Here is a 24,019-nt window from a genome sequence, read left to right as displayed (position 1 = left end):
CATGAGCAAGAATGACGCCCTGAAACTGAAGATCGAAGTTCCCCTTCAGGTTCCGGTGACCGTGAAGGACGCTGACGGCAAGGAAGCCGAGCGCAGCACGATCACCATCCGCCGCCCCAAGACGCGGCACACCAAACGGCTGGCCGCCATGGTCGGCGGCGACCTTCTTTCGCTTCTCCTGGCTGATGGCGATGATGCAGCGTCCAGCATCCAGGCGAAGGTGGAAAGCGGCGGCCGGGAAATGCTCGCCAAGGTGGTCGCAGGGCTTTTCACGGTGGAGCGCCTGGACGAACTGACCGAGCTCATCGCCGACATGTGCGAGGAACCCGCTTCCGTGATCGATGACATCGACGTGATCGACCTGCCGGCGCTTGGGACCGCGTTTCTCGGTTTTTTTCCGGGACTCCAGTCCGCAGCGTCTACGGCGTGGCGGCAGATATCGGACACCAGTTCCGGAAACTCCCTCACGAGCTAGACGAGACGGACTGGATCGAACTCGTCATCGCTCACGCGCATCTCGCCCGGCATCTGCAAGCCCGCTTCCCGGAGCCCTGATCGATGGACGTCTCCCTTCTCATCCGCCTCATTGACCAGGCATCCGCGCCCGCGAAGAAGATCGCGGGCGCGCTGGGCGGGATCCGTGAGAAGGCACACGAGTTCAAGCGCGGCTTCGGCGGAGCGATCCGCGAGGGCTTCTCCGTAGACAACATCGAGACCGCGACCAGGAATGCCGAAACGGCGTTAAACAACGCACGCGGTCGACTGCTCGGTGCGTTCGGCATGGCGATGACACTTGCCGCCCCCATCGTTAAGGCCGGGCAGTTCGACCAGTCCATGCGTGGCCTGGACAAGGTGCTCGATGTCACCGAAAGCCGGTTGAGCCAGCTTCGCAAGTTCGCGCTCGACACCTCGGCGCTGATCCCGATCGCGGCGAGCGAGCTGGTCGAGCTGATGTCCGAGGCTGCACAGGGCGGTGTTCCTGAAAGCGATCTGGAAGCCTTCACCACATACGTTGCCAACGCGGCCGTGGCCTTCGACATGGCTGGCGGCCTGATCGGTGAGCGCTTTGCCAAGCTGCGCAACGTCTACAAGCTGAACCAGGACGGGATCGAGGATCTTGGCGACGCCACGAACCACCTCTCCAACAACATGGCCGCGAAGGCCAGCGAGCTCACCGACTTCACCAACCGTTCCGCTGGCGCGGCAGCCATCTTCAAGCTGACGGCAACCGAGGCAACCGCTGTCGGTGCCTCCATGATCGCCGCCGGCATCGTGCCCGAAACAGCGGCGCGCGGTTTCACCGCCATGGCAACCCGGATCCTGTCGGGCGGCAAGAAGATCGACCAGGCGTTCCAATCGGTCGGGATGAACCGCGAAGCCTTCCTGAAGTCGATGGAGACCGACGCGCCGGCCGCGCTGATCCAGCTGTTCGAAACGCTGGCCAAGAAACCGCAAGGCATGGAGGCCCTGATCGAGCTGGTCGGCCGTGACTTCGCGGACGATTTCGCAAAGCTGCTCGGCAACCCTGATCTGCTCGCGCAGGCGCTAGACCTGGTTGCAGACAAGACGGCCTATGCCGGATCGGCGGTCGAGGAAGCAGCCAAGCAGGCCGAAGGCGCAGAGAAGAAGTGGGATCTGCTCGTTGGCAAATTGACCCGCATGGCAATCGTCCTGGGCGATCAGCTTCTGCCACAGGCTCTGGCGCTGGCTGATCAACTCGGCCAGCTCATCGACAGGTTTGCAGAGTTTGCCGCTGCAAATCCGGAGCTGACAGGCGCGATCGTCAAGACGATTGCAGCACTGATGGCCTTCGCGATTGGCGCGCGCCTGATCGGCTTTGCCGTGGCCGCTGTGCGCCTGCCCCTCATCAGGCTTCTTGGCTTCTTCCTCAAGTTCAACGAGGCGGGCCGGAACGTGGCCCTCGGCTGGCGTCTCGTTTCAGGTTCAATTCGGGGTGTCGGCCGCGCCGCCGGTCTCGCATGGCGTGGCGTCGACAAACTCGTGTCGAAGGTCGGCGGGTTGCCCAACGCGTTGCGCGCCGGGATGGCAGCAAGCTGGGTGATCCCGCTGGCCTTCGAGTTCTTCGACGACATGGGCCGCACACCAGAAGAGCGGCTTGAGCAAATCCGGCAGAACCAGGCCGCGTTCAAGAAGCTTGAAGAGAGCGTAGAACAGAGTTCGTTCGGCAAGCTCTGGCAGTCGGTGAAAGGCTGGTCGAACGAGCAGATGGGCATGGAGGCTGGTGAGGTTCCAGCCGAGGTGCTTCTCGCCCGCATCACTGAAGGCTGGGGCGCGGTCGAGGCCTGGTATGCACAGGCCACCATCGATGTCGGCAAATGGGCCTCGGACCTGGTCGCCGCCGCATCGGGGCTTGCAGGCAACGCCGTGGATGGAACACTTGCCGGTCTGACCGAGGGCTGGGCCCAGCTTGAGGCATGGGTGCAGTCAAAGGTCGAATGGCTGAAGAATGCCTTCTCCTTCGAATTCACACTGCCGTCCCTGCCGTCCTGGATGACCAACGAGAGCCCGGAGGACACTGCTGCACAGAAGCGCTCCGAAGCCATCAGCGGCCGTGCCAACACGGCCAATGCCGCAGATGCCGGTCAGGGCGCCGGCGGCGGCGCATTCGACCAGATGCTAGCCGGGATGGATCGGGCCGCTTCGCAGGCGTCCGATGGTCTGGCGCGCGGCGGCACGGCTGTCGAACAGGGAGGCCAGAAAGCCGCCAACGCGCTTGAGCAGGGAGCGGCGCAGTCTGCCGCCATGCTGAAAGACGCTGCCCGCGCCATCGGAGCTGCAGCCTCAAGGCTCTCATCGGCTCAGCCCGCCCGCGCGAGCGCCGGCAGCGGCGTAGGCAGCTCGATCGCCACCGCGCGAACCGGCGCATTGCATGGAGGCACTGAGTAATGACACCGCTGCTTGCCCTTGGCCCGCACATCTTCGAGATCGCGCCGCTCAATTTTCAGGAGATCGAGCGACAGACGGAAACGCACTGGCCGGCCATTCCCCGCTTTGGCAACCGGCCAGGCCGGCAGTTCACCGGCTATGGCGAGGATCCGATCAGGATCTCTGGCCTTCTTTATCCGGACGAGTTCGGCGGCCGGCAGGAGTTCGAAGCGATCCGCGCCACGCAGGCCGCTGCCCAGCCGGTTCTCATGATCGGCTGGTCGATCGCTGTCGCCACAGCCGCGCAGGTGTTCGGCCGCGTGGTGATCCTCTCGGTGCGTGACCGGCAGACAAGCATCAACCGGCAAGGTTATGGGCGGCGGCTGAGCTTCGATATCGAGGTCGCGCCTGCACCCGGCACCGGCTCGCCAGTGGGGCTGTTCTCATGAGCGCCCGTATCATCCCTGCAGGGCGTGTTCGGGTTCCGCTCGAAGACATGATGCTCGATCAGGTGTGCTTTGAATACGCCCTGGCGCATCTGCGAGACCGCCGGCAAGCCGGCAAGCTGCCCGGCTTTATGGAGGCCACGCTGGTGGCCAATCCGGGCCTTGCGCGCCTCGGTCCGGTGCTGCCGCGCGGCACGGAGATCAATATGCCGGAGTTCGTCATCATCCAGGAAGCCGCAACCGTGAGGCTCTGGGATTGATGACCCGCACGCATCCATTCATTGAAGTGAGCGTCGCCGGCCGCACTGTGAGCGATGCCTTCTATTCGCTTCTGGTCTCGGCTTCGATCTACGACGCGCCCGGCCAGGAAGCCGACACATGCGAGCTCGAGTTCGATGACGAGAACAACCTGATCGAGGTTCCCGAGATGGGTGCCGAGATCTCGGTTAGGTTCGGCTTTCGCGGTGCCAGCACATGGAAGATGGGTGTCTTCATTTTCGAGAAGGCGGATTACGCCTTCGGCCCGCGCGGCGAGTTTCTCCGCTTCTCCTGTCGCTCGGCCGACATGCGCTCCGATGTGAAGGAACCCCTGTCTGAACATTTTGACGAGAAGAGTGTGGGAGACATCGTCCAGGAGCTGGCTGGCCGCCATGGTTATGAAGCCAAGATCAGCCCCGGCCTTGCCGGGCTGCAGCTGCCCTATATCGCCCGCACCGAGCAATCGACCGTTGACTTCCTCACCCGCCTGGCTGACCGCTGCGGCGGCCAATTCTCGGTCAAGGGAAACCGCTTCCTCTTCCTAGAGCGCGGTGTACTGCCGCCCATTACCATCGACAAGAGCGACTGCGAGAGCGGCACCATCTCGATCGAGCCTAGACCGCGCTACGGCAAGACACAGGCGGGCTGGTACGACCGGGCGCGCAACGAGATCAAGTACGAAGACTTTGAAACCGGCCTCAAAGGCCCCGTAAAGCGCCTTCGAACGACCTACGCCAACGCCGCTGAAGCGCAGAAAGCGGCCAGCGCCGAAGGCAGCCGCCTCGGCCGCGCCACCGGCTCAGGCTCCATCACGCTTGCCGGCATGCCGGAGATGATGGCCGACACGCCGATCATCTTCACGGGTGGGCGAAAAGAGGCCAATGGCGAGTGGCGCGCGGCCAGCGTCGAGCATCGCTACGACGACACATACATGACCACAATCGAACTGGAGGCACCGGAAAGCGGGCGCGAATTTAGATGAGCGGAAACGTACCGAAGATCGCGAGAAGGCCACCGAGCAACAATAGTCCGATCGCCCATAGCGACGCCGAACGATTTAGCGGGCGCGGGTGTTCTATCCAATCACGCAGTACAGCGTCGATCTCGGCTTTGCTTCGTACACCAGCTCCCAGATTGAGTGACAGGTCGTCTTTGGTCACCACGACAGGCGAAAGGCCCAAAGTTGAACGTAGCCAATCGTGCGGAGAAACATGCTTACTGCCGACGATGGACATGGCTTTAACTATTCCGCTGCGGCGTGAGTTTTTTTCGTCCTTCTCCAAATCGCGAAAGACAGCCTCTGCATGCCATTCCAGCAGGCGGCCAAGAAGCTGCGTACCGTTGATAGCTGTTAGAAACGCGCTAGCCGTCGCGCAAAGCACTCCCGCAAATGTCAGCCATTCTTGGAACATGTCCGATCCCATCTTTCACCCAACTCAACAAGCGGACGGGTGGCCGGAGCATTAGCTCCGACGAGCGGGTCCAGTCGCCAAACCAACCCCGCCTGACGATCACACGAAACAACCGCCACACCCGCTGCTCTTTCGAGCGACCGGAGTGTGTCTGATTCTCCTAGAAAAGACATGCATCTCTACAACGACCATTCTCCCGTCACTCCCGTTCGGCCTGTGGCCGGCTATATCGGCGGCAAACGCTCGCTCGCTCGCCGCCTTTGCGAGCGCATCGCCGCCACGCCTCATTCGCTGTATGCGGAGCCGTTTGTCGGTATGGGCGGCGTCTTCTTCCGCCGTCAGCTGATGCCCGACGCTGAAGTCATCAACGACCGCAATGGCGAAGTGGTGAACCTCTTCCGCATCCTTCAGCGCCATTATCCGCAGTTCATGGACACGCTTCGCTTCCAGATTACGTCGCGCCGTGAGTTTGAACGTCTGAAGGCGAGCGACCCCACCACGCTGACCGATCTGGAGCGCGCCGGGCGCTTCCTCTACCTGCAGCGCCTGGCGTTCGGCGGCAAGGTGGCTGGGCAGAATTTTGGCGTCGACCGGAGCCGTCCCGCGCGCTTCAATCTCACGCGGCTGGCTCCCATGCTGGAAGAGGTGCATGAGCGCCTGGCGGGCGTCGTCATCGAGAACCTGGACTGGCTGGACTTCATCGAGCGCTATGACCGGCCGGGCACGCTCTTCTATCTCGACCCACCCTATTACGGCTCGGAGGGCGACTACGGCCGTGCCCTGTTCGACCGCGACCAGTTCGCCCTCATGGCCGATCGGCTCGGCCGGCTGAAGGGACGGTTCATCCTCTCGATCAACGATGTGCCGCAGATCCGGGAACTGTTCTCAGGGTTTGATATGGAGGGCGCCGAGCTGACCTATTCCATCTCAGCCGGCAACGGTACGAGGGCGAAGGAGCTGATCATTTCCTCGGCCGAAGATCAGGGTTAAAGTAGAGGCCCCTTCAAACACCCTTTGAGGGGGCTTCAAGAAACTGTGAGTGTTGAAAAAGCCGGTGACAAAATTGCAAATCCGCGCGACCGGCTACAGCCGCTTCACAAAAAACCCGGGGGAGCTAAAAGGCCATGGCGGAGAGGGAGGGATTCGAACCCCCGATACCCTTGCGAGTATGCCGCATTTCGAGTGCGGTGCTTTCAACCACTCAGCCACCTCTCCGCGAGATGCTGGTCTGCTGTTGCCAGCGCGGCGCACTAGATAACCGGTGATCGGTTTCGATACAAGGGCCAATCGAAGCCAATCTGCCGCATTTTTCCCGCCTCTGCTTGACCTTCCAGACCTCTTCCGTTATGGACACGCGACCTGCGGCGCGGGAAAACCCCTGCGCCGTTTGTTGTTTAACCATCCAGACTGGCAAAAAGACGGCAGGCCGCACCATGCGGACCCAAGCCGGACCGGACACTGAAAGGCAAAAAGATGTTCGCAGTCATCAAGACCGGCGGTAAACAGTACCGCGTTTCCGCAAACGACCTGCTTCAGGTCGAGCGCGTCACCGGCGAGCCCGGTGAGATCATTCAGTTTGCAGACGTTCTGGCCGTTGGCGAAGGCGAGGACGTGACCATTGGCGCGCCGCTCGTCGATGGCGCCAGTGTGGCCGCCGAGGTGGTCGAGCAGGGCCGCGGCAAGAAGGTCATCGCGTTCAAGAAGCGTCGCCGCCAGAATTCGCGCCGCAAGCGCGGCCATCGCCAGCTTCTGACCACCGTGCGGATCTCCGAGATCCTGACCGGCGGCGCGAAGCCCTCGAAGAAGGCCGCTGCGAAGCCGGCTGCCAAGGCCGAGGAAAAGCCTGCCAAGAAGGAAGCTGCTCCGAAGAAGGAAGCCGCTCCCAAAAAGGCAGAGGCAAAGACGGAAGCGCCCGCTGCGGCTGCTCCGCTCTTCACCGCTCCGGCCGGAGAGCCCGACGATCTGACCAAGATCAAGGGCATCGGCCCGGTTGCAGCCGGCCAGCTCGCCGAGCAGGGCATCACCACCTACGCTCAGGTGGCCGCCCTCACCGACGAGGACGTGGTGCGCATCGACGAGGCCATGCCTTTCAGCGCCGACCAGATCAAGGACTGGCGCGAGCAGGCCAAGGAACTGGCGAAATAATCCTTCGCCAAAGGGTTGAAATTCAGCGCCTGACAGCGCATTAGGAATGCAAGCGCTCTCGACGGGCGCAAAGGAGCAAGATTATGGCACACAAAAAAGCTGGTGGTTCGTCGCGCAACGGTCGCGATTCCGAGTCCAAACGCCTTGGTGTGAAGAAGTTCGGCGGCGAGAAGGTTATCGCCGGCAACATCATTATCCGTCAGCGCGGCACGAAATGGCATCCCGGCATCAATGTCGGCATGGGCAAGGATCATACGATTTTTGCGAAAGAGGCAGGTGCTGTCTCCTTCGCGAAAAAAGCCAATGGTCGAACCTACGTGTCCGTAAACCCGATTACGGAGGCAGCGGAGTAGCCGGTCCGCTTCACCAACACCGGCGACCCATCTCGGGGACCGGTGTCTGGACATTCCGGAAATAGGTTCGAAAGGGGAGATGGGTCGCCATCTCCCCTTTCTTTTTGTCCGGAGGAAAAAGCGATGGTTGCCGAAAGTGAAGACATCGAGAGTGAAAGTCCCAGAGTTGAAATAGATTGCCCGGTTCTCGTCACCGAGCGCCTCGTTCTGCGCATCCCGCGCGACGATGACGTCACAGAACTGGTGGAACTCGCCAACAATCGGCGCCTGGCCGAAATGCTCGGCCGCATGCCCAATCCCTACCGCGTGAACGATGCGCACAGTTTCCTCAGCCGCATTCGCGCCGGCGAGATCAATGGCTGCACCTATGCGGTCACGCTGTCGGAAACCGGTGCCTTCATCGGCTGCGCCGGTCTGGAGAACCGCTCCAACGGGCTGGAAATCGGCTATTGGATCGGCGAACCCTATTGGGGCCGCGGATATGCCACAGAGGCAGCCCATGCCCTGGTCGATCTCGCCTTCCGCGCCACGGATATCGACCGGCTGAATGTCTCCTGCCGCGTCACCAACACCGCCTCGCGGCGCGTGATCCACAAATGCGGTTTTCAGTATGCCGGGCAGGGCATGATGGATTCGGTGGTTGCAGGCAAGGTGGCTGTGGAACGCTACCAGCTCGATCGCAGCACCTGGGTGAGCCTCAGAAGCTGGGGCGCCTGAATCGAAGGGAGAACAGACGGGCCTGAAACCCTGTCTGCTCTCGCACTTCGACGCATGATGCTGTAGACGGTTCTGCGCAACGTTACGGAAAGACGATCAAACCCATGAAGTTTCTCGATCAGGCCAAGGTCTATATCCGCTCCGGCGATGGCGGCGCGGGCTCCGTTTCGTTCCGGCGCGAGAAATACATCGAGTTCGGCGGCCCTGACGGCGGCGATGGCGGACGTGGCGGCGATGTCTGGGTCGAGGCCGTGCAGGGCCTGAACACGCTGATCGACTACCGCTATCAGCAGCACTTCAAGGCCAAGACCGGCGTGCACGGCATGGGCCGAAACCGCACCGGCGCCAAGGGCGAGGATGTTGTTCTCAAAGTACCCGTCGGCACGCAGATATACGAGGAAGACAACGAGACGCTCATTTGCGACCTGACCGAGATTGGCCAGCGCTTCAAGCTGGCCAGCGGCGGCAATGGCGGTTTCGGCAACCAGCATTTCAAATCCTCCACCAATCAGGCGCCGCGCCGCGCCAATCCCGGCCTGCCGGGAGAAGAGGCATGGATCTGGCTGCGCCTGAAGCTCATCGCCGATGCCGGTCTGGTTGGCCTGCCCAATGCCGGCAAGTCCACATTCCTCGCCACGGTCACCGCGGCCAAGCCCAAGATTGCCGACTATCCGTTCACGACGCTGCACCCCAATCTGGGTGTGGTGCGCATCGACGCGCGCGAATTCGTCATGGCCGATATCCCCGGCCTCATTGAAGGCGCCCATGCGGGCGTCGGCATTGGCGACCGGTTTCTCGGTCATGTGGAGCGCACGCGCGTTCTGCTCCACCTCGTCTCAGCGCGCGAGGAAGACCCCGCCGCCGTCTACAACACGATACGCGGCGAGCTTGCCGCCTATGGCCACGGCCTCACCGACAAGGCAGAGATCGTCGCACTCAGCCAGGTGGACCTTCTGGACGACGAAGCGCGGGCCGAAAAGCAGGCAGCCCTTGCAGAAGCCTGCGGAAAGCCCCCCCTCCTCCTCTCCTCCGCCACCGGCGAGGGCGTGCAGGACGTGCTGCGCGCCCTGATGAAGATCATTCAGGACGCGCGCGCCGAAGAAGAAGATGCAGACGCGGCTGACGACCGCTGGCAGAAATAGGCAAATCCCGCATGACCCGCCCCGCGCTCAGCAGTCACCGCCGCATCACCGTCAAGATCGGCTCCGCCCTTCTGGTGGACCGCAAGAAGGGCCTGAAGCGCGAATGGCTTTCCGCCCTGGTCGATGACATTGCCGCGCTCAATGCCGATGGTGTGGAGGTGCTGGTGGTCTCTTCCGGAGCCATCGCGCTGGGCCGCACCATCCTCGGTATCGAGCGGCGCACGCTGAAGCTGGAAGAAAGCCAGGCCGCGGCTTCCGTGGGCCAGATCGCGCTCGCCGGCGCGTGGGATGAGGAGCTGCGCAAGCGCGGGCTGAAATCCGGCCAGATCCTCGTAACGCTCGGTGATACGGAAGAGCGCCGCCGCTATCTCAATGTACGCGCCACCGTTTCCACGCTTCTCAAGATGGGCGTCGTTCCCGTCATCAATGAGAATGACACGGTCGCAACCAGCGAAATCCGCTATGGCGACAATGATCGCCTCGCCGCCCGCATCGCCACCATGCTCGGTGCCGATCTTCTGGTCCTCCTCTCCGATGTCGACGGTCTCTATACGGCCCCGCCGGCAAGCGACCCCGATGCGCGTTTCATCCCCGTAGTCGACGCCATCACACCGGAGATCGAGGCCATGGCCGGCGCTGCGGCATCGGAACTGTCGCGCGGCGGCATGCGCACCAAGCTCGATGCAGGCCGCATTGCCACGGCGGCAGGAACCGCGATGGTGATCGCCTCGGGCACGCGCCTCAACCCACTTGCGGCAATCGACAATGGCGCCCGCTCCACCCTCTTCAGGGCGAGCGACACACCTGTGCGCGCCTACAAGACATGGATCGCCGGCCAGCTGGAGCCGGCAGGCACCATCACGGTCGATGCCGGTGCGGTTCTGGCGCTTGCGGCTGGAAACTCGCTCCTGCCCATCGGCGTCACCCATGTTTCCGGCAGTTTCGCGCGCGGCGACACCGTGGCCATCCACGGGCCCGACGGGCGTGAGGTGGCGCGCGGGCTGGTTGCCTATGACGCTTCCGATGCCGTAAGAATCGCCGGACTGAAAAGCGGCGACATTGCCGAAGTGCTCGGATATGAAGCGCGGGCTGCCATGGTGCACCGCGACGATCTGGTGACGGCGCCCCATGCGCGGCACCAGCTGAAGGAAAAGGCGGAGGGCTGAATGCTGATGGAAAACAGGCAGGGCAGCGCGGACATTGCCGCGCTGATGAACGATCTGGGAGCCCGCGCCCGCGCTGCCGCAGGCCCGTTGTCCATTGCCACGCCACAGAGCAAAAACGCCGCACTGGAAGCCATGGCCGATGCGCTCACGCGCAATGAAGCGGCGATCCTCGAGGCCAACCGCGAAGACATGGCGCGCGGCGAAGAGGCCGGCCTGTCGCCCGCCCTTCTCGACCGGCTTAAGCTCGATCCCGCGCGCATCGCCGGCATGGCGGAAGGCATCCGCGCCATCGCCGCGCTGAAAGACCCGGTCGGCGATGTGATCGCCGCTTGGGAGCGTCCGAACGGCCTTCAGATCGAGCGCGTGCGCACGCCGCTTGGTGTCATCGGTGTGATTTACGAAAGCCGCCCCAACGTGACCGCCGATGCAGGCGCACTCTGCCTCAAGGCCGGCAATGCGGTGATCCTGCGCGGTGGGTCCGATTCCGCCCGTTCATCTGCCGCCATCCATGCCTGCCTCGTCGAAGGACTTGAGAAGGCCGGCCTGCCGGCCGACGCCATCCAGCGCGTGCCGGTCACCGACCGCGCCGCCGTTGGCGAGATGCTGAAAGGCCTTGGCGGCAATGTCAACGTGATCGTCCCACGCGGTGGACGCAGCCTTGTCGAGCGTGTGCAGAGCGATGCACGCGTCCCGGTCTTTTCCCATCTGGAAGGCATCTGCCACCTTTACCTCGACCGCTCGGCCGACACCGACATGGCGGTCTCCATCGCCGTCAATGCCAAGATGCGGCGCACCGGCATCTGTGGCGCCGCCGAAACCCTGCTCGTGGATCGGGAAGCAGCCGACCGGCTTCTGCTTCCGGTTCTCTCCGCCCTGGAAGAGGCCGGCTGCGCCATTCGCGGCGATGAGGAGGTCTGTGCCCGCTTTTCATCGGCGACCCCCGCAACCGAGGAAGACTGGGGGACGGAATATCTCGACGCCATCATCTCGGTGAAGCTTGTCGACGGCGTCGATGAGGCAATCCGCCATATCGGCACATGGTCCTCGCACCACACCGAGGCCATCGTCGCGAAGGATGCGGCAGCCGTCGAGCGCTTCTTCAACGAGATCGATTCGGCCATTCTTCTGCACAATGCCTCCACGCAGTTCGCCGATGGCGGCGAATTCGGCATGGGCGCGGAGATCGGAATTGCCACCGGCAAGATGCATGCGCGCGGTCCGGTGGGCGTCGAACAGCTCACCTCGTTCAAATACCGCGTTCGCGGCTCCGGCCAGACACGACCGTGAACCCGGACAGTTTCATGCCTTCTCCCGCTTTGCCCCCATCCCTCCCGGCACGCTATCTGCGTATGCCCCATGTGGAGCCGGGCATGGCGGTGGGGCTTTTCGGGGGGTCGTTCAACCCTCCCCATGCGGGTCACGCGCTGGTGGCCGAGATCGCTATGCGGCGCCTGAGGCTCGATCAGCTCTGGTGGATCGTCACGCCGGGAAACCCGCTCAAGAGCCATCGTGAACTTGCACCGCTTTCCGAACGGGTCGCACTTTCGGAGAAGTGCACCAGCGATCCACGCGTGAAGGTGACAGCCTTCGAGGCCGGCCACCGGATTCGCTACACTGCAGACACGATAGATCTTGTTCAAACGCGCAATCGCGGTGTCGATTTTGTCTGGATCATGGGCGCCGACAGCCTGCGCGACTTTCACCGCTGGGAACGCTGGCGCGACATCGTGCGCTCCATGCCCATTGCGGTGATCGACCGTCCCGGGGCGACGCTGGCCTTCCTGTCCTCCACCATGGCGAAGACGTTCGACCATGCCCGGATCGATGAAGACGACGCGCCGATCCTGGTGCGCAGGCGGCCACCGGCATGGACATTCATCCATGGGCCACGCTCCTCGCTATCCTCAACAGCCATCAGAAACGCGGCAAAAGAGGCCAGGTGATCGATAAGCTCCGTTCAAACATGTGAACGGCCATGTCTTGAAACTGTTAACAGACTCTGCCTATCTATTGGGTATCGTCGGCATGGTGGTCGACGGTGAGCTTGTTCTTATTGGAAAGGAAAGACACTGAGAACAGCAATGACGAAGAAGGCTGACATGATGCCTTCGCCGGCCGAGGCCAGTCGGAATCTGGTTTCCCAGGCCGTTGAAACAGCCCTCGCGAGTCTGGAAGACTCCAAGGCGGAAAACATCATCTCCATCGACATCCAGGGCAAATCCCCGCTCGCCGATCACATGATCATTGCGTCGGGGCGTTCGCACCGCCATGTGGCGGCCGTGGCGGATCATCTGATCCGCGCGCTCAAGGAGGCCGGTCTTGGCAACGCCAAGGTCGAAGGTCTGAGCGGCGCCGACTGGGTGTTGATCGATACGGGCGACATTGTCGTTCACGTCTTCCGCCCTGAGGTTCGGGAGTTTTACAACATCGAAAAGATGTGGCAGGCCCCCGATCTGGAGGATGAAACGGTTCACTGAGCACCGTCTGCCGCGACGGTGTCTTTGAGCCACCTCCGCCCACCGGGCAGAGAGGCTGGAATGCATATTGCCATTTGCGCCGTGGGCCGGATGAAGGCCGGCCCCGAGAGGGATTTGACGGACCGTTATCTGGAACGGTTCGCCAAAGGCGGTCCTTTTGTGGGCCTCGAGTTTTCCGGTGTCAGTGAGATCGTCGAGAGTCGCGCCAAGTCCGCTGAAGAGCGGTGTCGCGAGGAAAGTCGCAAGATCGCACAGATGCGCCCGGAGGGATCAGCGCTCTTTCTGCTCGACGAGCGCGGGAAGAATCTCACATCAAGGCAACTGAGCGAAGCCATCGCGGATTTGCGCGATCAGGGCCGCCGCAATCTCATGATCGTCATTGGCGGGCCGGACGGGCACGATGATGGACTGCGCCAGGCAGCCGACCGCACGATAGCCTTCGGTGCACAGACATGGCCGCATCAGATCGTTCGCCTGATGCTTGCTGAACAACTTTACCGAACCTCGACCATCCTTTCGGGCCACCCCTATCACCGGGATTGAACCTCGCGCAGCCGCTGTTTTCACAGACGCGCATTGACGCCCGGCAAAATACAACCAAAAATTGCAACCGGTTACCACATGGTTGATGTTTCCTTAAGGAAACTTGGCATATGCTGTCTCCGAACGACTTCCACTTCGCGTAAAACGGCAGACCAGGGATGAAGAATGCGCTCGCGCCGCGCCCATATCTCGCCCGTCTCGGGACGGCCGCTGCTGCTGTGGCGATCTTCTGCGTTCTGCCTGCCCCCGCTCCCGCGCAGGATGGCATTCAGGTTCTTGAGACCCAGCACAACAAGAGCCAGGTCGAATTTAAGGACGTCAACCGCGAGATTGCGCTGACGGAAAAACGGCTGGCCGAGATCGCGGCCGAGATAGACGCCATTAAAGACGACAATGCCGCGATTACGGCGGCCCTCATCCAGGCAGCAAAGACGGAACGCAAGCTGAGCGAGGATATCGATACGATTTCGCTGCGGCTGAGCAAGCTTCGCCACGAAGAGAGCTATCTGCGCGAATCGCTCCAGTCGCGCCGCGGCGTTCTGGCCGAAGTGCTCGGTGCTCTTCAACGCATGGGCCTCAACCCGCCGCCGGCCATTCTCGTTCGCCCCGAAGACGCCTTGGCATCAGTGCGCAGTGCCATTCTTCTCGGCGCGGTGGTGCCGGAGCTGCGTGCGGAAACGGAAATTCTCATCGGCGATTTGCGCGATCTTTCCCGTATCGTGACGTCGATCGAAGGTGAGCGCGACAAACTTCAAAAAACCGTGACCGAACAGGCCGAAGAAAAAAAGCGGCTCGCCCTGTTGCTGGACGAGAAGAAGCGTCTCCAGCAGGAAGCCGAAAACCGCATGGCAGCCGAGCAGCAGCAGGCCGAGGCGCTCGCCGCGCGCGCCACCAGCCTGCAGGAGCTGATCGGCTCGCTGGAAAACGAAATCGCCTCACTGCGCAAGGCCGAAGCCGAGCGTGCAAGACGGCTCAACGAGCCGACTTCGCCTGAGAACCGTCTCGGTGCCGGCGCTTCCTTCGCCAAGCGGACAGGCGGGGTTGCCTTGCCCGTTGCCGGTCAGTTCGTAGCCCGGTTCGGTGAAGATGACGACACTGGCGCACCGTTGCAGGGCGACATTCTAAGAACACAATCCGGCGCAATCGTTACGGCACCCGCGGGGGCGACGGTACTGTACGCAGGACCGTTTCGTTCCTATGGTCAGCTATTGATACTCAATGCCGGCGACGGTTATCATATCGTGCTTGCCGGCTTGGCTAAGGTAAGCGTGACGCTGGGGCAATCCGTTTTGGCGGGCGAACCAATCGGCATGATGGGGGAAGCTCGCCTGGCAAGCATCGCAGGCCCGGGAACTGAAGATCTTACGCCCGAGCTGTATGTCGAGTTCAGGAAGAACGGAAAACCGATCGATCCTAAACCCTGGTGGGCTCCGGGACACTCTGGAAGGACAGGAAATGAAACGTAACTTGTCGCTATTGTTTGCCGGCGCCCTGATGGGCGCATCCGCGGTCTCTCTTTTCCACGGAACAAGCGGCTTCTCGGCAAACGCCGCTGGTTCGGAAACATACCGGCAGCTTGCGATTTTCGGCGACATCTTCGAGCGCGTGCGCGCCCAGTATGTGACCCCGCCGGACGACAAGAAGCTGGTGGAGAGTGCCATCAACGGCATGCTGACCTCGCTCGATCCGCACTCTTCCTATCTCGATGCGGAAGCCGCCAAGGACATGCGGGTCCAGACCAAGGGTGAATTCGGTGGCCTGGGCATCGAAGTCACCATGGACAATGAACTCGTGAAGGTCGTCTCTCCCATCGACGACACACCCGCCTCACGCGCCGGTGTTCTGGCCGGCGACCTGATCTCCGCGATCGACGGCGAAGAAGTCCGCGGCATGTCGCTCAACGACGCCGTCGACAAGATGCGTGGCCCGGTCAACACGCCGATCGAGCTGACCATCCTGCGCGAAGGTGCAGACAAGCCGATCGAGCTGACGATCGTGCGCGACATCATCAAGGTGAAAGCCGTCAAATACCGTGTGGAGGAGGATGTCGGCTATCTGAAGATCACGTCCTTCACCGAAAAGACCTTCGACGACCTGATGAGCGCCATTGATACGATCAGCAAAGAGGTGCCCGACGACAAGCTGAAGGGCTATGTGCTCGATCTGCGTCTCAATCCCGGCGGTCTGCTCGATCAGGCGGTCAGCGTTTCCGATGCATTCCTCGACCGTGGCGAGATCGTTTCCACACGAGGGCGTGACGCAAACGACATTGCGCGCTTCGATTCGCGGCCCGGCGATGTGCTCAACGGCAAACCGGTGATCGTGCTGATCAACGGCGGTTCTGCGAGTGCCTCCGAGATTGTCGCCGGCGCGCTACAGGATCATCGCCGCGCGACGGTGCTCGGCACCCAGTCCTTCGGCAAGGGTTCGGTGCAGACCATTATTCCGCTCGGCGAGAACGGCGCCCTGCGCCTCACCACCGCGCTCTACTACACGCCTTCAGGAGAATCGATCCAGGGCAAAGGCATCACGCCCGACATCAAGGTCGATCAGCCGCTTCCCGAAGAGTTACAGGGGCGCGACCTGCGTCGGGGCGAGTCGGACCTTCGCGGGCACATCAAGGGCGAGGAAGAAAACGAGGAGGGCTCCGGCTCGATCGCCTACGTCCCGCCGGATGCCAAGGATGACGTCCAGCTCAAGGCAGCGCTTGAATTGCTCCGCGGCGAGAAAACTGACCCCGCCTTTCCGCCAAATCCTGACAAAGCGGTCATGAATCAGTAAACATCGATCATCCATCGCCGGTTTCAACGAATCGGCGATGGCGCCCGGCGAGACCAGGTGCCGGAATATGAATACTAAGAGCGGCAATCCTTCCACGAAGGAGACGACCGGTCTGGATTTTTGGCCCTCGGCCATCGTAACGGGTGGGTATGATTTCGAGGAACAGAGACATAGACCGGCCGCTGGGCCGCGATGACCGGCCGAAAAAGCCGAAGCGCCGTGGCTTCTTCACCGCCGATCGCATAGCGCTCAGCCTTGCCGCGATTGCCGTTTTTGGAGTTTCCACTGCCGTAGCGCTGCGCGACCGCCCCTTTCGGACGCCTGCCGCGATTGCCGTCACGGAGCCGGTGGAGCAGAGCGTTGCCGAAACAACCACACCTGAACCGGCGAAGGGCGTTTCCCAACCGGGCGCTCCCAACGCATCGATCACCCGCCTGGGACCCAAAGAGCCTCTGGAAAATGGAGCCACCGAGAACGGTGTGATTGTCATCCGCGATCCGTCGGCCGTGGGACAGCACCCAAGGCTTGCGCATCTGCCCGACCGCGCCCTGATCGAGGAATCGGAAACGGGTCCGCTCCCGGTGCGTGATGCGGGAGGCCGTCGTCCGTTCGATGTCTATGCTCGGGCCTGGTCCGGCACACGCGGAGCCAGGATCGCCATCATCATAGGCGGTCTGGGCCTATCTCAGACAACCACCCAGGAGGCAATTGAGACACTCCGCCCCGAGATCACGCTTGCCTTCGCTCCATCTGGCAACAGTCTTGGACGCTGGATGCAGACAGCGCGCAAGGCAGGGCACGAGATCGTTCTTCAGGTACCGATGGAACCCTTCGGTTATCCCTCGCCGAATCCCGGACGGAATACGCTGACCGTCGACGCGTCACCAGCGGAGAACCTGTCCCGGCTTCGCTGGGCGCTCTCCAGGATCACGAACTACACCGGCATCATGAATTACATGGGCGGGCGTTTCACCGCAGAAGCGGAGCCCATGGATGAGATCATGGCAGAGCTCGGACAGCGAGGCCTGATGTATATCGACGACGGAACATCAGCGCGCAGCGTCGCGCAGGAACTGGCGCTTCAGGAAGGCGTACCGTTTGCCGCATCGGATGTCTTGATCGATCCCACCGGCAACAACCGTCGACCAGACCGTGGTGAAATTCTCAAGAAGCTCGATGAATTGGAGCGCATTTCGCGGGCACGTGGCTTCGCCATCGGCACCGGCTCGGCATTCGGTGAAACCATCGATGCTGTCGCCGAGTGGGCCGCTGAGGTGTCCGCCCGCGGTATAGAGCTCGTTCCCATCTCAGCGCTCGCCGCTGATCCCCAGCCCCGATAAGATTGGAAAGCCCAGCAATGGCCAGGAATACTATTTCTGCAGATGATCTGCCTTATCGCCCGTGCGTGGGCATTATGGTGCTGAACGACAAGGGCCTTGCCTGGGCGGGCCGACGCATCGTGCAGCCCGATACGCACGAACTCTCCGGTGCGACTCAACTTTGGCAAATGCCGCAGGGCGGCGTGGACAAAGGCGAAGACCCGCGCGAAGCAGCCTACCGTGAGCTTTACGAGGAAACAGGCATGAAGTCGGTCTCCTTTCTCGCGGAAACCCCCGAATGGATCACCTATGATTTGCCCGAACATCTCATCGGCGTGGCATTGAAAGGCAAGTACCGCGGCCAGAAGCAGAAATGGTTCGCTCTCCGTTTCGAAGGACCGGAAAGCGAGATTGCCATCAACCCGCCACCGGGTGGCCATGAGGCTGAGTTCGACATGTGGGAATGGAAACCCATGACGGAATTGCCAGAGCTGATCGTGCCTTTCAAGCGTAAGGTCTATGACAGCGTCGTCGACGCCTTCCGACATCTGGCCCCTTGAAGGATCTGGTCGGAGCCGAAGACCTCGCCTTGACCGAACCCGAACCGCTTAAACCAAAAAAGCCGGGCGCTGGGCCCGGCTTTTTTGTTGAACAAATGATTATTCAGGCAGGAAGGATTGCACCTTCCAGCGTTGTCAGCTGATGCAAAAACTCTTCGGCGCGCATGCGCGACTCGTGATCCTTGGCATCCTCGATATCTTCACGGGCATCCTGGATGCGGCGCGCAAGATCTTCGCGATTGATGTCATCCACGTGCACAGCCGATTCAGCCAGCACGGTGCAGCTGTCCGGAAGAATATCGGCGAAACCGCCAAACACGACATAGCGTTCCGTCTTGCCATCGGCGGAGACAGTGACCACGCCCGGCTTGATGCTGGTCATGGTCGGCGCATGGGTCGCCATGACGGTCAGTTCGCCCTCGGTGCCGGGAATGACCACCGATTCGACATCCTGGGAAACCAGGAGCCGCTCGGGCGAGACCAGATCGAATTTGAAGGCTTCTGCCATCTTTCTCTAGCGAATAGTGAATAGCGAATAGCGAATGCACTTCGCCCGATCGCTTCCGCTCTCCCTATTCGCTACTCCCTATTCGCTATTCGCTTCGGATCAGGCTGCTTCCGCTGCCAGCTTCTGGGCTTTCTCGACGGCGTCCTCGATGGTGCCGACCATGTAGAATGCCGCCTCCGGCAGGTGATCGTACTCACCGTTGCAGAGGCCCTTGAACGAGCGGATCGTGTCTTCGAGATCAACGAACAGGCCAGGCGCACCGGTGAAGACCTCGGCCACGTGGAACGGCTGCGACAGGAAGCGCTCGATCTTGCGGGCGCGGGCAACCGTGAGCTTGTCCTCTTCGGAAAGCTCGTCCATGCCGAGAATGGCGATGATGTCCTGCAGCGACTTGTAGCGCTGAAGGATCTCCTGCACCTGACGTGCCACCTGGTAATGCTCTTCGCCGACGATCATCGGGTCAAGCATGCGCGAGGTGGAGTCGAGCGGATCCACGGCCGGGTAGATACCCTTTTCCGAAATGGCACGGTTCAACACGGTCGTTGCGTCCAGGTGGGCGAACGAGGTTGCCGGTGCCGGGTCGGTCAGGTCGTCGGCGGGCACGTAAATGGCCTGCACCGAGGTGATCGAGCCCTTGGTGGTGGTGGTGATGCGTTCCTGCAGCGCGCCCATGTCGGTCGCCAGCGTCGGCTGGTAGCCCACGGCCGAAGGAATACGGCCGAGAAGCGCCGACACCTCGGAGCCCGCCTGCGTGAAGCGGAAGATGTTGTCGACGAAGAACAGAACGTCCTGGCCCTGGTCGCGGAAGTGCTCGGCAACCGTCAGACCGGTCAGAGCAACGCGGGCGCGAGCACCGGGCGGCTCGTTCATCTGGCCGAACACGAGGGCGCATTTGGAGCCTTCGGTAGAGCCGTTATTCTTGGCCGGGTCCTTGTTCACGCCGGATTCGATCATCTCGTGGTAGAGATCGTTGCCTTCACGGGTACGCTCACCCACGCCGGCGAACACGGAGTAACCACCATGCGCCTTGGCAACGTTGTTGATCAGCTCCTGAATAAGAACCGTCTTGCCAACGCCGGCGCCGCCGAACAGGCCGATCTTGCCGCCCTTGGCGTAAGGAGCGAGCAGGTCCACAACCTTGATGCCCGTGACCAGAATTTCGGCTTCGGTGGACTGGTCCACATAGTCGGGAGCGGGCTGGTGGATGGCGCGGGTGCCGTCGCCCTTCACCGGACCGGCTTCGTCGATGGCCTCACCGACCACGTTCATGATGCGGCCGAGCGTGGCGTCACCAACCGGAACCGCAATCGGGTTGCCCGTATCGCGCACTTCCATGCCGCGTACGAGGCCCTCGGTGGAGTCCATGGCGATGCAGCGGACCGTGTTCTCGCCGAGATGCTGCGCCACCTCGAGCACAAGGCGGTTGCCCTGGTTCTCGGTCTCCAGCGCGTTCAGGATCGCCGGCAGGTGATCCTCGAACTGCACGTCGACAACGGCGCCGATAACCTGACGGATCGTGCCGGCCGCGCCGGTTGCTTTCTTTGCTGCGGTGCTGCGGGTGGAAGCCGTCTTGCGTGCCGGAGCCGCCTTCTTTGCGGCAGTCGCGGACGCCGTCTTCGGGGTCGCTGCTTTGGCCATGTTCGTTTAACCTCTTCGGTCCGTTAGAGCGCTTCCGCGCCCGAAATGATTTCGATCAGTTCCTTGGTGATCTGCGCCTGGCGCTGACGGTTGTAGGTGATCGACAGCTTGTCGATCATCTCGCCTGCGTTGCGCGTTGCGCTGTCCATGGCGGTCATCTTGGCGCCCATCTCACCGGCTGCGTTCTCAAGAAGCGCACGGAAAATCTGCACCGAGATGTTGCGCGGGATCAGATCGGCAAGAATGGAAGGCGCATCCGGCTCGTATTCGTAAACCGCATCCGATCCTTCACCAGCCTCACCTGTCGGAACCGCGGCAGGAATGATCTGCTGCGCGGTCGGCACCTGAGACATTACCGACTGGAATTCGGAGTAGAAAAGCGTGCAAATGTCGAACTCGCCCTTCTCGAACAGGCCGATCACCTGACGGGCGATCTCATGCGCGTTCTCGAAGCCGATCTTCTTCACCTCGCGCAGATCCACGCGATCGATGATCAGGTCGCCATGGTCACGACGCAGGATGTCGTACCCCTTCTTGCCGACGCAGAGCACCTTCACCGTCTTGCCGTCCCGCAGAAGCGCGCGGATGTGCTCGCGCGCCTTCTTGGCGATCTGGCTGTTGAAGCCGCCGCAAAGGCCGCGCTCGGCCGTGGCGACGACCAGGAGATGCACGTCGTCCTTGCCGGTGCCGGCCATCAGCGGCGGCGCGTCGGTGCCCGACACGGCGCCGGCGATGTTGGCGAGCACGGTTCCCATGCGTTCGGCATAGGGCCGCGCAGCCTCGGCCGCCTCCTGGGCGCGCTTCAGTTTCGCCGCGGCGACCATCTGCATCGCCTTGGTGATTTTCTGCGTCGCCTTGACCGAGGCGATCCGGTTGCGAAGTTCCTTGAGGGAAGCCATGCTCGCTCAGCCTCAGGCGAAGTTCTTGGCGAATGCGTCGATCTGTGCCTTGAGCTTCTCACGCAGATCGTCGGAAAGCGCCTTTTCCTTACGGATCGCTTCCAGCACGTCCTTGCCATCCGCACGCATGTGCGAAAGCAGGCCCTGCTCGAAACGGGTGACATCGCCAAGCGGCAGCTTGTCGAGATAGCCATTCACACCGGCAAAGATCACGGCAACCTGCTCTTCCGTCTTCAGCGGCGAGAACTGCGGCTGCTTCAGGAGTTCGGTCAGGCGTGCACCGCGGTTGAGCAGGCGCTGGGTCGAGGCGTCGAGGTCAGAACCGAACTGCGCGAACGCAGCCATTTCACGGTACTGGGCGAGCTCACCCTTAATGGAGCCGGCAACCTGCTTCATGGCCTTGATCTGGGCTGCGGAGCCGACGCGCGACACCGACAGACCGACGTTCACGGCCGGGCGGATACCCTGGAAGAACAGGTTGGTCTCGAGGAAGATCTGACCGTCGGTGATCGAGATCACGTTGGTCGGAATGTAGGCCGACACGTCGTTGGCCTGCGTCTCGATGACCGGGAGAGCCGTGAGCGAACCGGCGCCCTGCTCGTCGTTCATCTTCGCCGCGCGCTCGAGCAGGCGGGAGTGCAGGTAGAAGACGTCACCCGGGTAAGCTTCGCGGCCCGGCGGGCGACGCAGCAGGAGCGACATCTGACGGTAGGCGACGGCCTGCTTGGACAGATCGTCATAGGCGATCACGGCATGCTTGCCGTTGTCGCGGAAATATTCGCCCATCGCGCAGCCGGCAAACGGAGCCAGGAACTGCATCGGAGCGGCGTCGGAAGCGGTGGCGGCGACGATGATCGAGTATTCGAGAGCGCCGCGCTCTTCCAGAACCTTCACAAGCTGTGCAACCGTGGAGCGCTTCTGGCCAACGGCGACATAGACGCAGTAGAGCTTCTGGCTCTCGTCGTCACCGTCGTTGAGCGGCTTCTGGTTGAGGAAGGTATCGAGAACGATGGCGGTCTTGCCGGTCTGGCGGTCGCCAATGATGAGCTCGCGCTGGCCGCGGCCAATCGGGATCAGGGCGTCAACGGACTTAAGACCGGTCGACATCGGCTCGTGAACCGATTTGCGCGGGATGATGCCCGGCGCCTTCACGTCAACGCGGGCGCGCTTCTTCGCCTTGATCGGGCCCTTGCCGTCGATCGGGTTGCCAAGCGCGTCAACAACGCGGCCAAGCAGCTCCGGGCCGACCGGAACGTCCACGATGGCGCCCGTGCGCTTCACCGTGTCGCCTTCCTTAATGTCGCGGTCGCTACCGAAGATAACGACGCCGACATTGTCGACTTCCAGGTTCAGCGCCATGCCACGGATGCCGCCGGGGAACTCCACCATCTCACCGGCCTGGACATTGTCCAGACCATAGACGCGGGCAATGCCGTCGCCCACGGAGAGCACCTGGCCAACTTCTGAAACTTCGGCTTCCTTGCCGAAGTTCTTAATCTGATCCTTCAGAATTGCGGAAATTTCCGCCGCACGGATGTCCATCAGCCGACCTCTTTCAGTGCAAGCTTGAGCGAATTGAGTTTGGTTTTGAGCGATGTGTCGATCTGGCGCGAGCCCATCTTGACCACCAGCCCGCCGAGAATGGAGGGATCAACGGTTACGTTGATTGAAACGTCCTTGCCGGCCACTGCTTTCAGTGCGGCTTTCAGTTCCTTCTCCTGCGTCGCATTGAGCGCATGCGCTACAGTCACATCCGCCGTCGTCTCACCGCGATCTTCAGCCGCAATCTGGCGGAACGCGCGAATGATCTGCGGAACGGCGAACAGACGCCTGTTCTTCGCAACAACGCGCAGGAAATTGCCGACCAGCCCGGTGATCTTGGCTTTGTCAAGAACGGCGCCGACAGCCTTCAACTGGTCGTCGGCAGAGAACACCGGACTGTTGACCAGGCGCTGCAGATCATCGCTGCCCTCGAGCAGTGCCTCGAAACGGTCGAGATCGGCCTCGACTGTGGAAATCGCTTTGGCTTCCTTCGCCAGTTCGAAAAGCGAACCAGCGTAGCGCCCTGCCATTCCGGAAATCATGGAGCCAGATTGTGCCACGGGATGGTCATCTCTCACGCCTAGAAGGCCAAAAGATTTTCTGCTGGAGCGCCAAGCTCGGGCTAAATCTCTGACCTGATTGAATTTTTCCCCTCGCAAAAAGACATGAAGCATGTCCTTCTGCTGAAAGCCGATTGCCGTCTAGCACAGGCTTCCGAGAGTCGCAACACGCATAGCCGCCGGCAAACCGGCTGCTTTGTCGCAGTTTCGACGCATTTTTGACCCCTCAGGCGACGAATCCCATCACGAAGGCCAGCGGCAACACCGCCAGAACGAGCGACAGGAGCAAAAACAGCCAGCTATAAAGCGCCTTCGCTCCATCCGAGAGCATCGAGATCACACAGCCGAAAACCGATACCGCCCAAGCTGCCCCCAGCGCCAGATAGATGAAGGGCTGCGCCAGCATCATCGCCGCCAGTCCGAAGCCGATATAAAACCCGCCAATGATGGCGCGCGGCACCACCAGCATTTCTGTGCGCTCGGCAGCCGGCTGCAGCCGGAAAAGTTTCAGTGCCAGTCTGGGCATGAACATGACGAACAGTCCGATGAAGATCGTCGCCGCCGCCGCCGACCATGCCAGCCATTCGCCCTGGGTTACCGGCCATGGAAAGGAGAAGGTCATTCTTGTGCCCCTGATCGAAGTTCGTCGAGTGCCTGCGATAATATG

26 protein-coding genes and 1 tRNA gene are annotated in these 24,019 nt (G+C 61.8%); 19 read left to right on the top strand and 8 right to left on the bottom strand.

The genetic code is table 11. From position 1 onward, the window contains the following. Position 1: 1 nt before the first annotated feature. The 5 genes from AC2CHD_RS16835 to AC2CHD_RS16815 all read left to right on the top strand — a co-directional run bounded on the left by AC2CHD_RS16835 (position 2) and on the right by AC2CHD_RS16815 (position 4,572). On the top strand, positions 2-475 hold the full coding sequence (locus tag AC2CHD_RS16835; RefSeq protein WP_484554580.1) for a hypothetical protein: 474 nt from the start codon (positions 2-4) through the stop codon (positions 473-475). A gap of 83 nt (positions 476-558) precedes the next feature. Next, positions 559-2,907 (top strand): phage tail tape measure protein, encoded by a 2,349-nt coding sequence (locus AC2CHD_RS16830; RefSeq protein WP_484554579.1) that lies wholly within the window; start codon positions 559-561, stop codon positions 2,905-2,907. Further along, positions 2,907-3,335 carry a phage tail protein gene (locus AC2CHD_RS16825; RefSeq protein ID WP_459438210.1) on the top strand — a complete coding sequence of 143 codons (429 nt, stop codon included), beginning with the start codon at positions 2,907-2,909 and terminating at the stop codon, positions 3,333-3,335. The genes AC2CHD_RS16830 and AC2CHD_RS16825 overlap by 1 nt, the downstream gene beginning before the upstream one ends. Then, positions 3,332-3,592, top strand: coding sequence for a tail protein X (locus AC2CHD_RS16820; protein WP_370633413.1), 261 nt, complete (start codon positions 3,332-3,334; stop codon positions 3,590-3,592). Before AC2CHD_RS16825 ends, AC2CHD_RS16820 begins: the two co-directional genes overlap by 4 nt. Beyond that, positions 3,592-4,572: a phage late control D family protein gene (locus tag AC2CHD_RS16815; protein WP_484554578.1), complete on the top strand. Its 981-nt coding sequence runs from the start codon at positions 3,592-3,594 to the stop codon at positions 4,570-4,572. The genes AC2CHD_RS16820 and AC2CHD_RS16815 overlap by 1 nt, the downstream gene beginning before the upstream one ends. Here AC2CHD_RS16815 and AC2CHD_RS16810 read toward each other — a convergent pair. Further along, complete coding sequence (locus AC2CHD_RS16810; protein ID WP_484554577.1) at positions 4,565-5,002, bottom strand: hypothetical protein; 438 nt, start codon at positions 5,000-5,002, stop codon at positions 4,565-4,567. The genes AC2CHD_RS16815 and AC2CHD_RS16810 overlap by 8 nt on opposite strands. 171 nt (positions 5,003-5,173) lie before the next feature. Between AC2CHD_RS16810 and AC2CHD_RS16805 the strand changes: the two genes are divergently transcribed. Further along, positions 5,174-5,992, top strand: coding sequence for a DNA adenine methylase (locus AC2CHD_RS16805; RefSeq protein ID WP_484554576.1), 819 nt, complete (start codon positions 5,174-5,176; stop codon positions 5,990-5,992). Positions 5,993-6,127: 135 nt separating this feature from the next. Here the strand turns inward: AC2CHD_RS16805 and AC2CHD_RS16800 are convergent. Further along, a tRNA-Ser gene (locus AC2CHD_RS16800) sits at positions 6,128-6,217 on the bottom strand. 258 nt (positions 6,218-6,475) lie between these two features. Between AC2CHD_RS16800 and AC2CHD_RS16795 the strand changes: the two genes are divergently transcribed. The 13 genes from AC2CHD_RS16795 (at position 6,476) to AC2CHD_RS16735 (ending at position 18,205) form a co-directional block, all read left to right on the top strand. Further along, a complete protein-coding gene (locus tag AC2CHD_RS16795) occupies positions 6,476-7,147 on the top strand; it encodes a 50S ribosomal protein L21 (RefSeq protein WP_484554575.1) in 672 nt (223 codons plus the stop codon). 83 nt (positions 7,148-7,230) lie between these two features. Next, the gene (rpmA, locus tag AC2CHD_RS16790) at positions 7,231-7,500 is read left to right on the top strand and encodes a 50S ribosomal protein L27 (protein WP_484554574.1); all 270 of its coding nucleotides are present in this window, start codon (positions 7,231-7,233) and stop codon (positions 7,498-7,500) included. 123 nt (positions 7,501-7,623) lie between these two features. Further along, positions 7,624-8,217, top strand: a complete 594-nt coding sequence (locus AC2CHD_RS16785; RefSeq protein WP_223021921.1) for a GNAT family N-acetyltransferase — start codon at positions 7,624-7,626, stop codon at positions 8,215-8,217. Positions 8,218-8,321: 104 nt separating this feature from the next. Continuing rightward, complete coding sequence (gene obgE / locus AC2CHD_RS16780; protein ID WP_484554573.1) at positions 8,322-9,359, top strand: GTPase ObgE; 1,038 nt, start codon at positions 8,322-8,324, stop codon at positions 9,357-9,359. Between the two features lie 11 nt (positions 9,360-9,370). After that, positions 9,371-10,525: a glutamate 5-kinase gene (gene proB, locus AC2CHD_RS16775; RefSeq protein WP_484554572.1), complete on the top strand. Its 1,155-nt coding sequence runs from the start codon at positions 9,371-9,373 to the stop codon at positions 10,523-10,525. Continuing rightward, positions 10,526-11,812 carry a glutamate-5-semialdehyde dehydrogenase gene (locus tag AC2CHD_RS16770; RefSeq protein ID WP_484554571.1) on the top strand — a complete coding sequence of 429 codons (1,287 nt, stop codon included), beginning with the start codon at positions 10,526-10,528 and terminating at the stop codon, positions 11,810-11,812. 62 nt (positions 11,813-11,874) lie between these two features. After that, on the top strand, positions 11,875-12,468 hold the full coding sequence (locus AC2CHD_RS16765) for a nicotinate-nucleotide adenylyltransferase (protein ID WP_484554746.1): 594 nt from the start codon (positions 11,875-11,877) through the stop codon (positions 12,466-12,468). Positions 12,469-12,627: 159 nt separating this feature from the next. Continuing rightward, on the top strand, positions 12,628-13,002 hold the full coding sequence (rsfS, locus tag AC2CHD_RS16760; RefSeq protein WP_223022467.1) for a ribosome silencing factor: 375 nt from the start codon (positions 12,628-12,630) through the stop codon (positions 13,000-13,002). A gap of 60 nt (positions 13,003-13,062) precedes the next feature. After that, a complete protein-coding gene (gene rlmH, locus AC2CHD_RS16755; protein WP_484554570.1) occupies positions 13,063-13,545 on the top strand; it encodes a 23S rRNA (pseudouridine(1915)-N(3))-methyltransferase RlmH in 483 nt (160 codons plus the stop codon). A gap of 158 nt (positions 13,546-13,703) precedes the next feature. Beyond that, on the top strand, positions 13,704-15,011 hold the full coding sequence (locus tag AC2CHD_RS16750; protein ID WP_484554569.1) for a murein hydrolase activator EnvC family protein: 1,308 nt from the start codon (positions 13,704-13,706) through the stop codon (positions 15,009-15,011). Then, positions 15,001-16,326: a S41 family peptidase gene (locus AC2CHD_RS16745; RefSeq protein WP_229449678.1), complete on the top strand. Its 1,326-nt coding sequence runs from the start codon at positions 15,001-15,003 to the stop codon at positions 16,324-16,326. The genes AC2CHD_RS16750 and AC2CHD_RS16745 overlap by 11 nt, the downstream gene beginning before the upstream one ends. 149 nt (positions 16,327-16,475) lie before the next feature. Beyond that, complete coding sequence (locus tag AC2CHD_RS16740; RefSeq protein WP_484554568.1) at positions 16,476-17,666, top strand: divergent polysaccharide deacetylase family protein; 1,191 nt, start codon at positions 16,476-16,478, stop codon at positions 17,664-17,666. A gap of 17 nt (positions 17,667-17,683) precedes the next feature. Beyond that, positions 17,684-18,205 (top strand): RNA pyrophosphohydrolase, encoded by a 522-nt coding sequence (locus AC2CHD_RS16735; protein ID WP_484554567.1) that lies wholly within the window; start codon positions 17,684-17,686, stop codon positions 18,203-18,205. Between the two features lie 103 nt (positions 18,206-18,308). On the opposite strand, the gene AC2CHD_RS16730 is transcribed toward AC2CHD_RS16735, so the two are convergent. From AC2CHD_RS16730 to AC2CHD_RS16705, 6 genes are all read right to left on the bottom strand, one after another. Further along, on the bottom strand, positions 18,309-18,713 hold the full coding sequence (locus tag AC2CHD_RS16730; protein WP_229449675.1) for a F0F1 ATP synthase subunit epsilon: 405 nt from the start codon (positions 18,711-18,713) through the stop codon (positions 18,309-18,311). 99 nt (positions 18,714-18,812) lie between these two features. Continuing rightward, a complete protein-coding gene (atpD, locus tag AC2CHD_RS16725) occupies positions 18,813-20,351 on the bottom strand; it encodes a F0F1 ATP synthase subunit beta (RefSeq protein ID WP_229449674.1) in 1,539 nt (512 codons plus the stop codon). Positions 20,352-20,374: 23 nt separating this feature from the next. After that, positions 20,375-21,250, bottom strand: coding sequence for a F0F1 ATP synthase subunit gamma (locus tag AC2CHD_RS16720; protein WP_229449673.1), 876 nt, complete (start codon positions 21,248-21,250; stop codon positions 20,375-20,377). A gap of 12 nt (positions 21,251-21,262) precedes the next feature. Beyond that, positions 21,263-22,792 (bottom strand): F0F1 ATP synthase subunit alpha, encoded by a 1,530-nt coding sequence (atpA, locus tag AC2CHD_RS16715; RefSeq protein WP_229449672.1) that lies wholly within the window; start codon positions 22,790-22,792, stop codon positions 21,263-21,265. Further along, complete coding sequence (locus AC2CHD_RS16710; RefSeq protein ID WP_229449671.1) at positions 22,792-23,352, bottom strand: F0F1 ATP synthase subunit delta; 561 nt, start codon at positions 23,350-23,352, stop codon at positions 22,792-22,794. The genes atpA and AC2CHD_RS16710 overlap by 1 nt, the downstream gene beginning before the upstream one ends. A 226-nt stretch (positions 23,353-23,578) precedes the next feature. Then, positions 23,579-23,974, bottom strand: coding sequence for an AGROH133_08824 family phage infection protein (locus tag AC2CHD_RS16705; RefSeq protein WP_484554566.1), 396 nt, complete (start codon positions 23,972-23,974; stop codon positions 23,579-23,581). Between the last annotated feature and the right edge of the window lie 45 nt (positions 23,975-24,019).

It is taken from the genome of Nitratireductor sp. ATLC21, assembly GCF_057196525.1.
The sequence above is the reverse complement of the archived record's forward strand: the minus strand, read 5'-3'. Positions and strand labels throughout refer to the sequence as shown.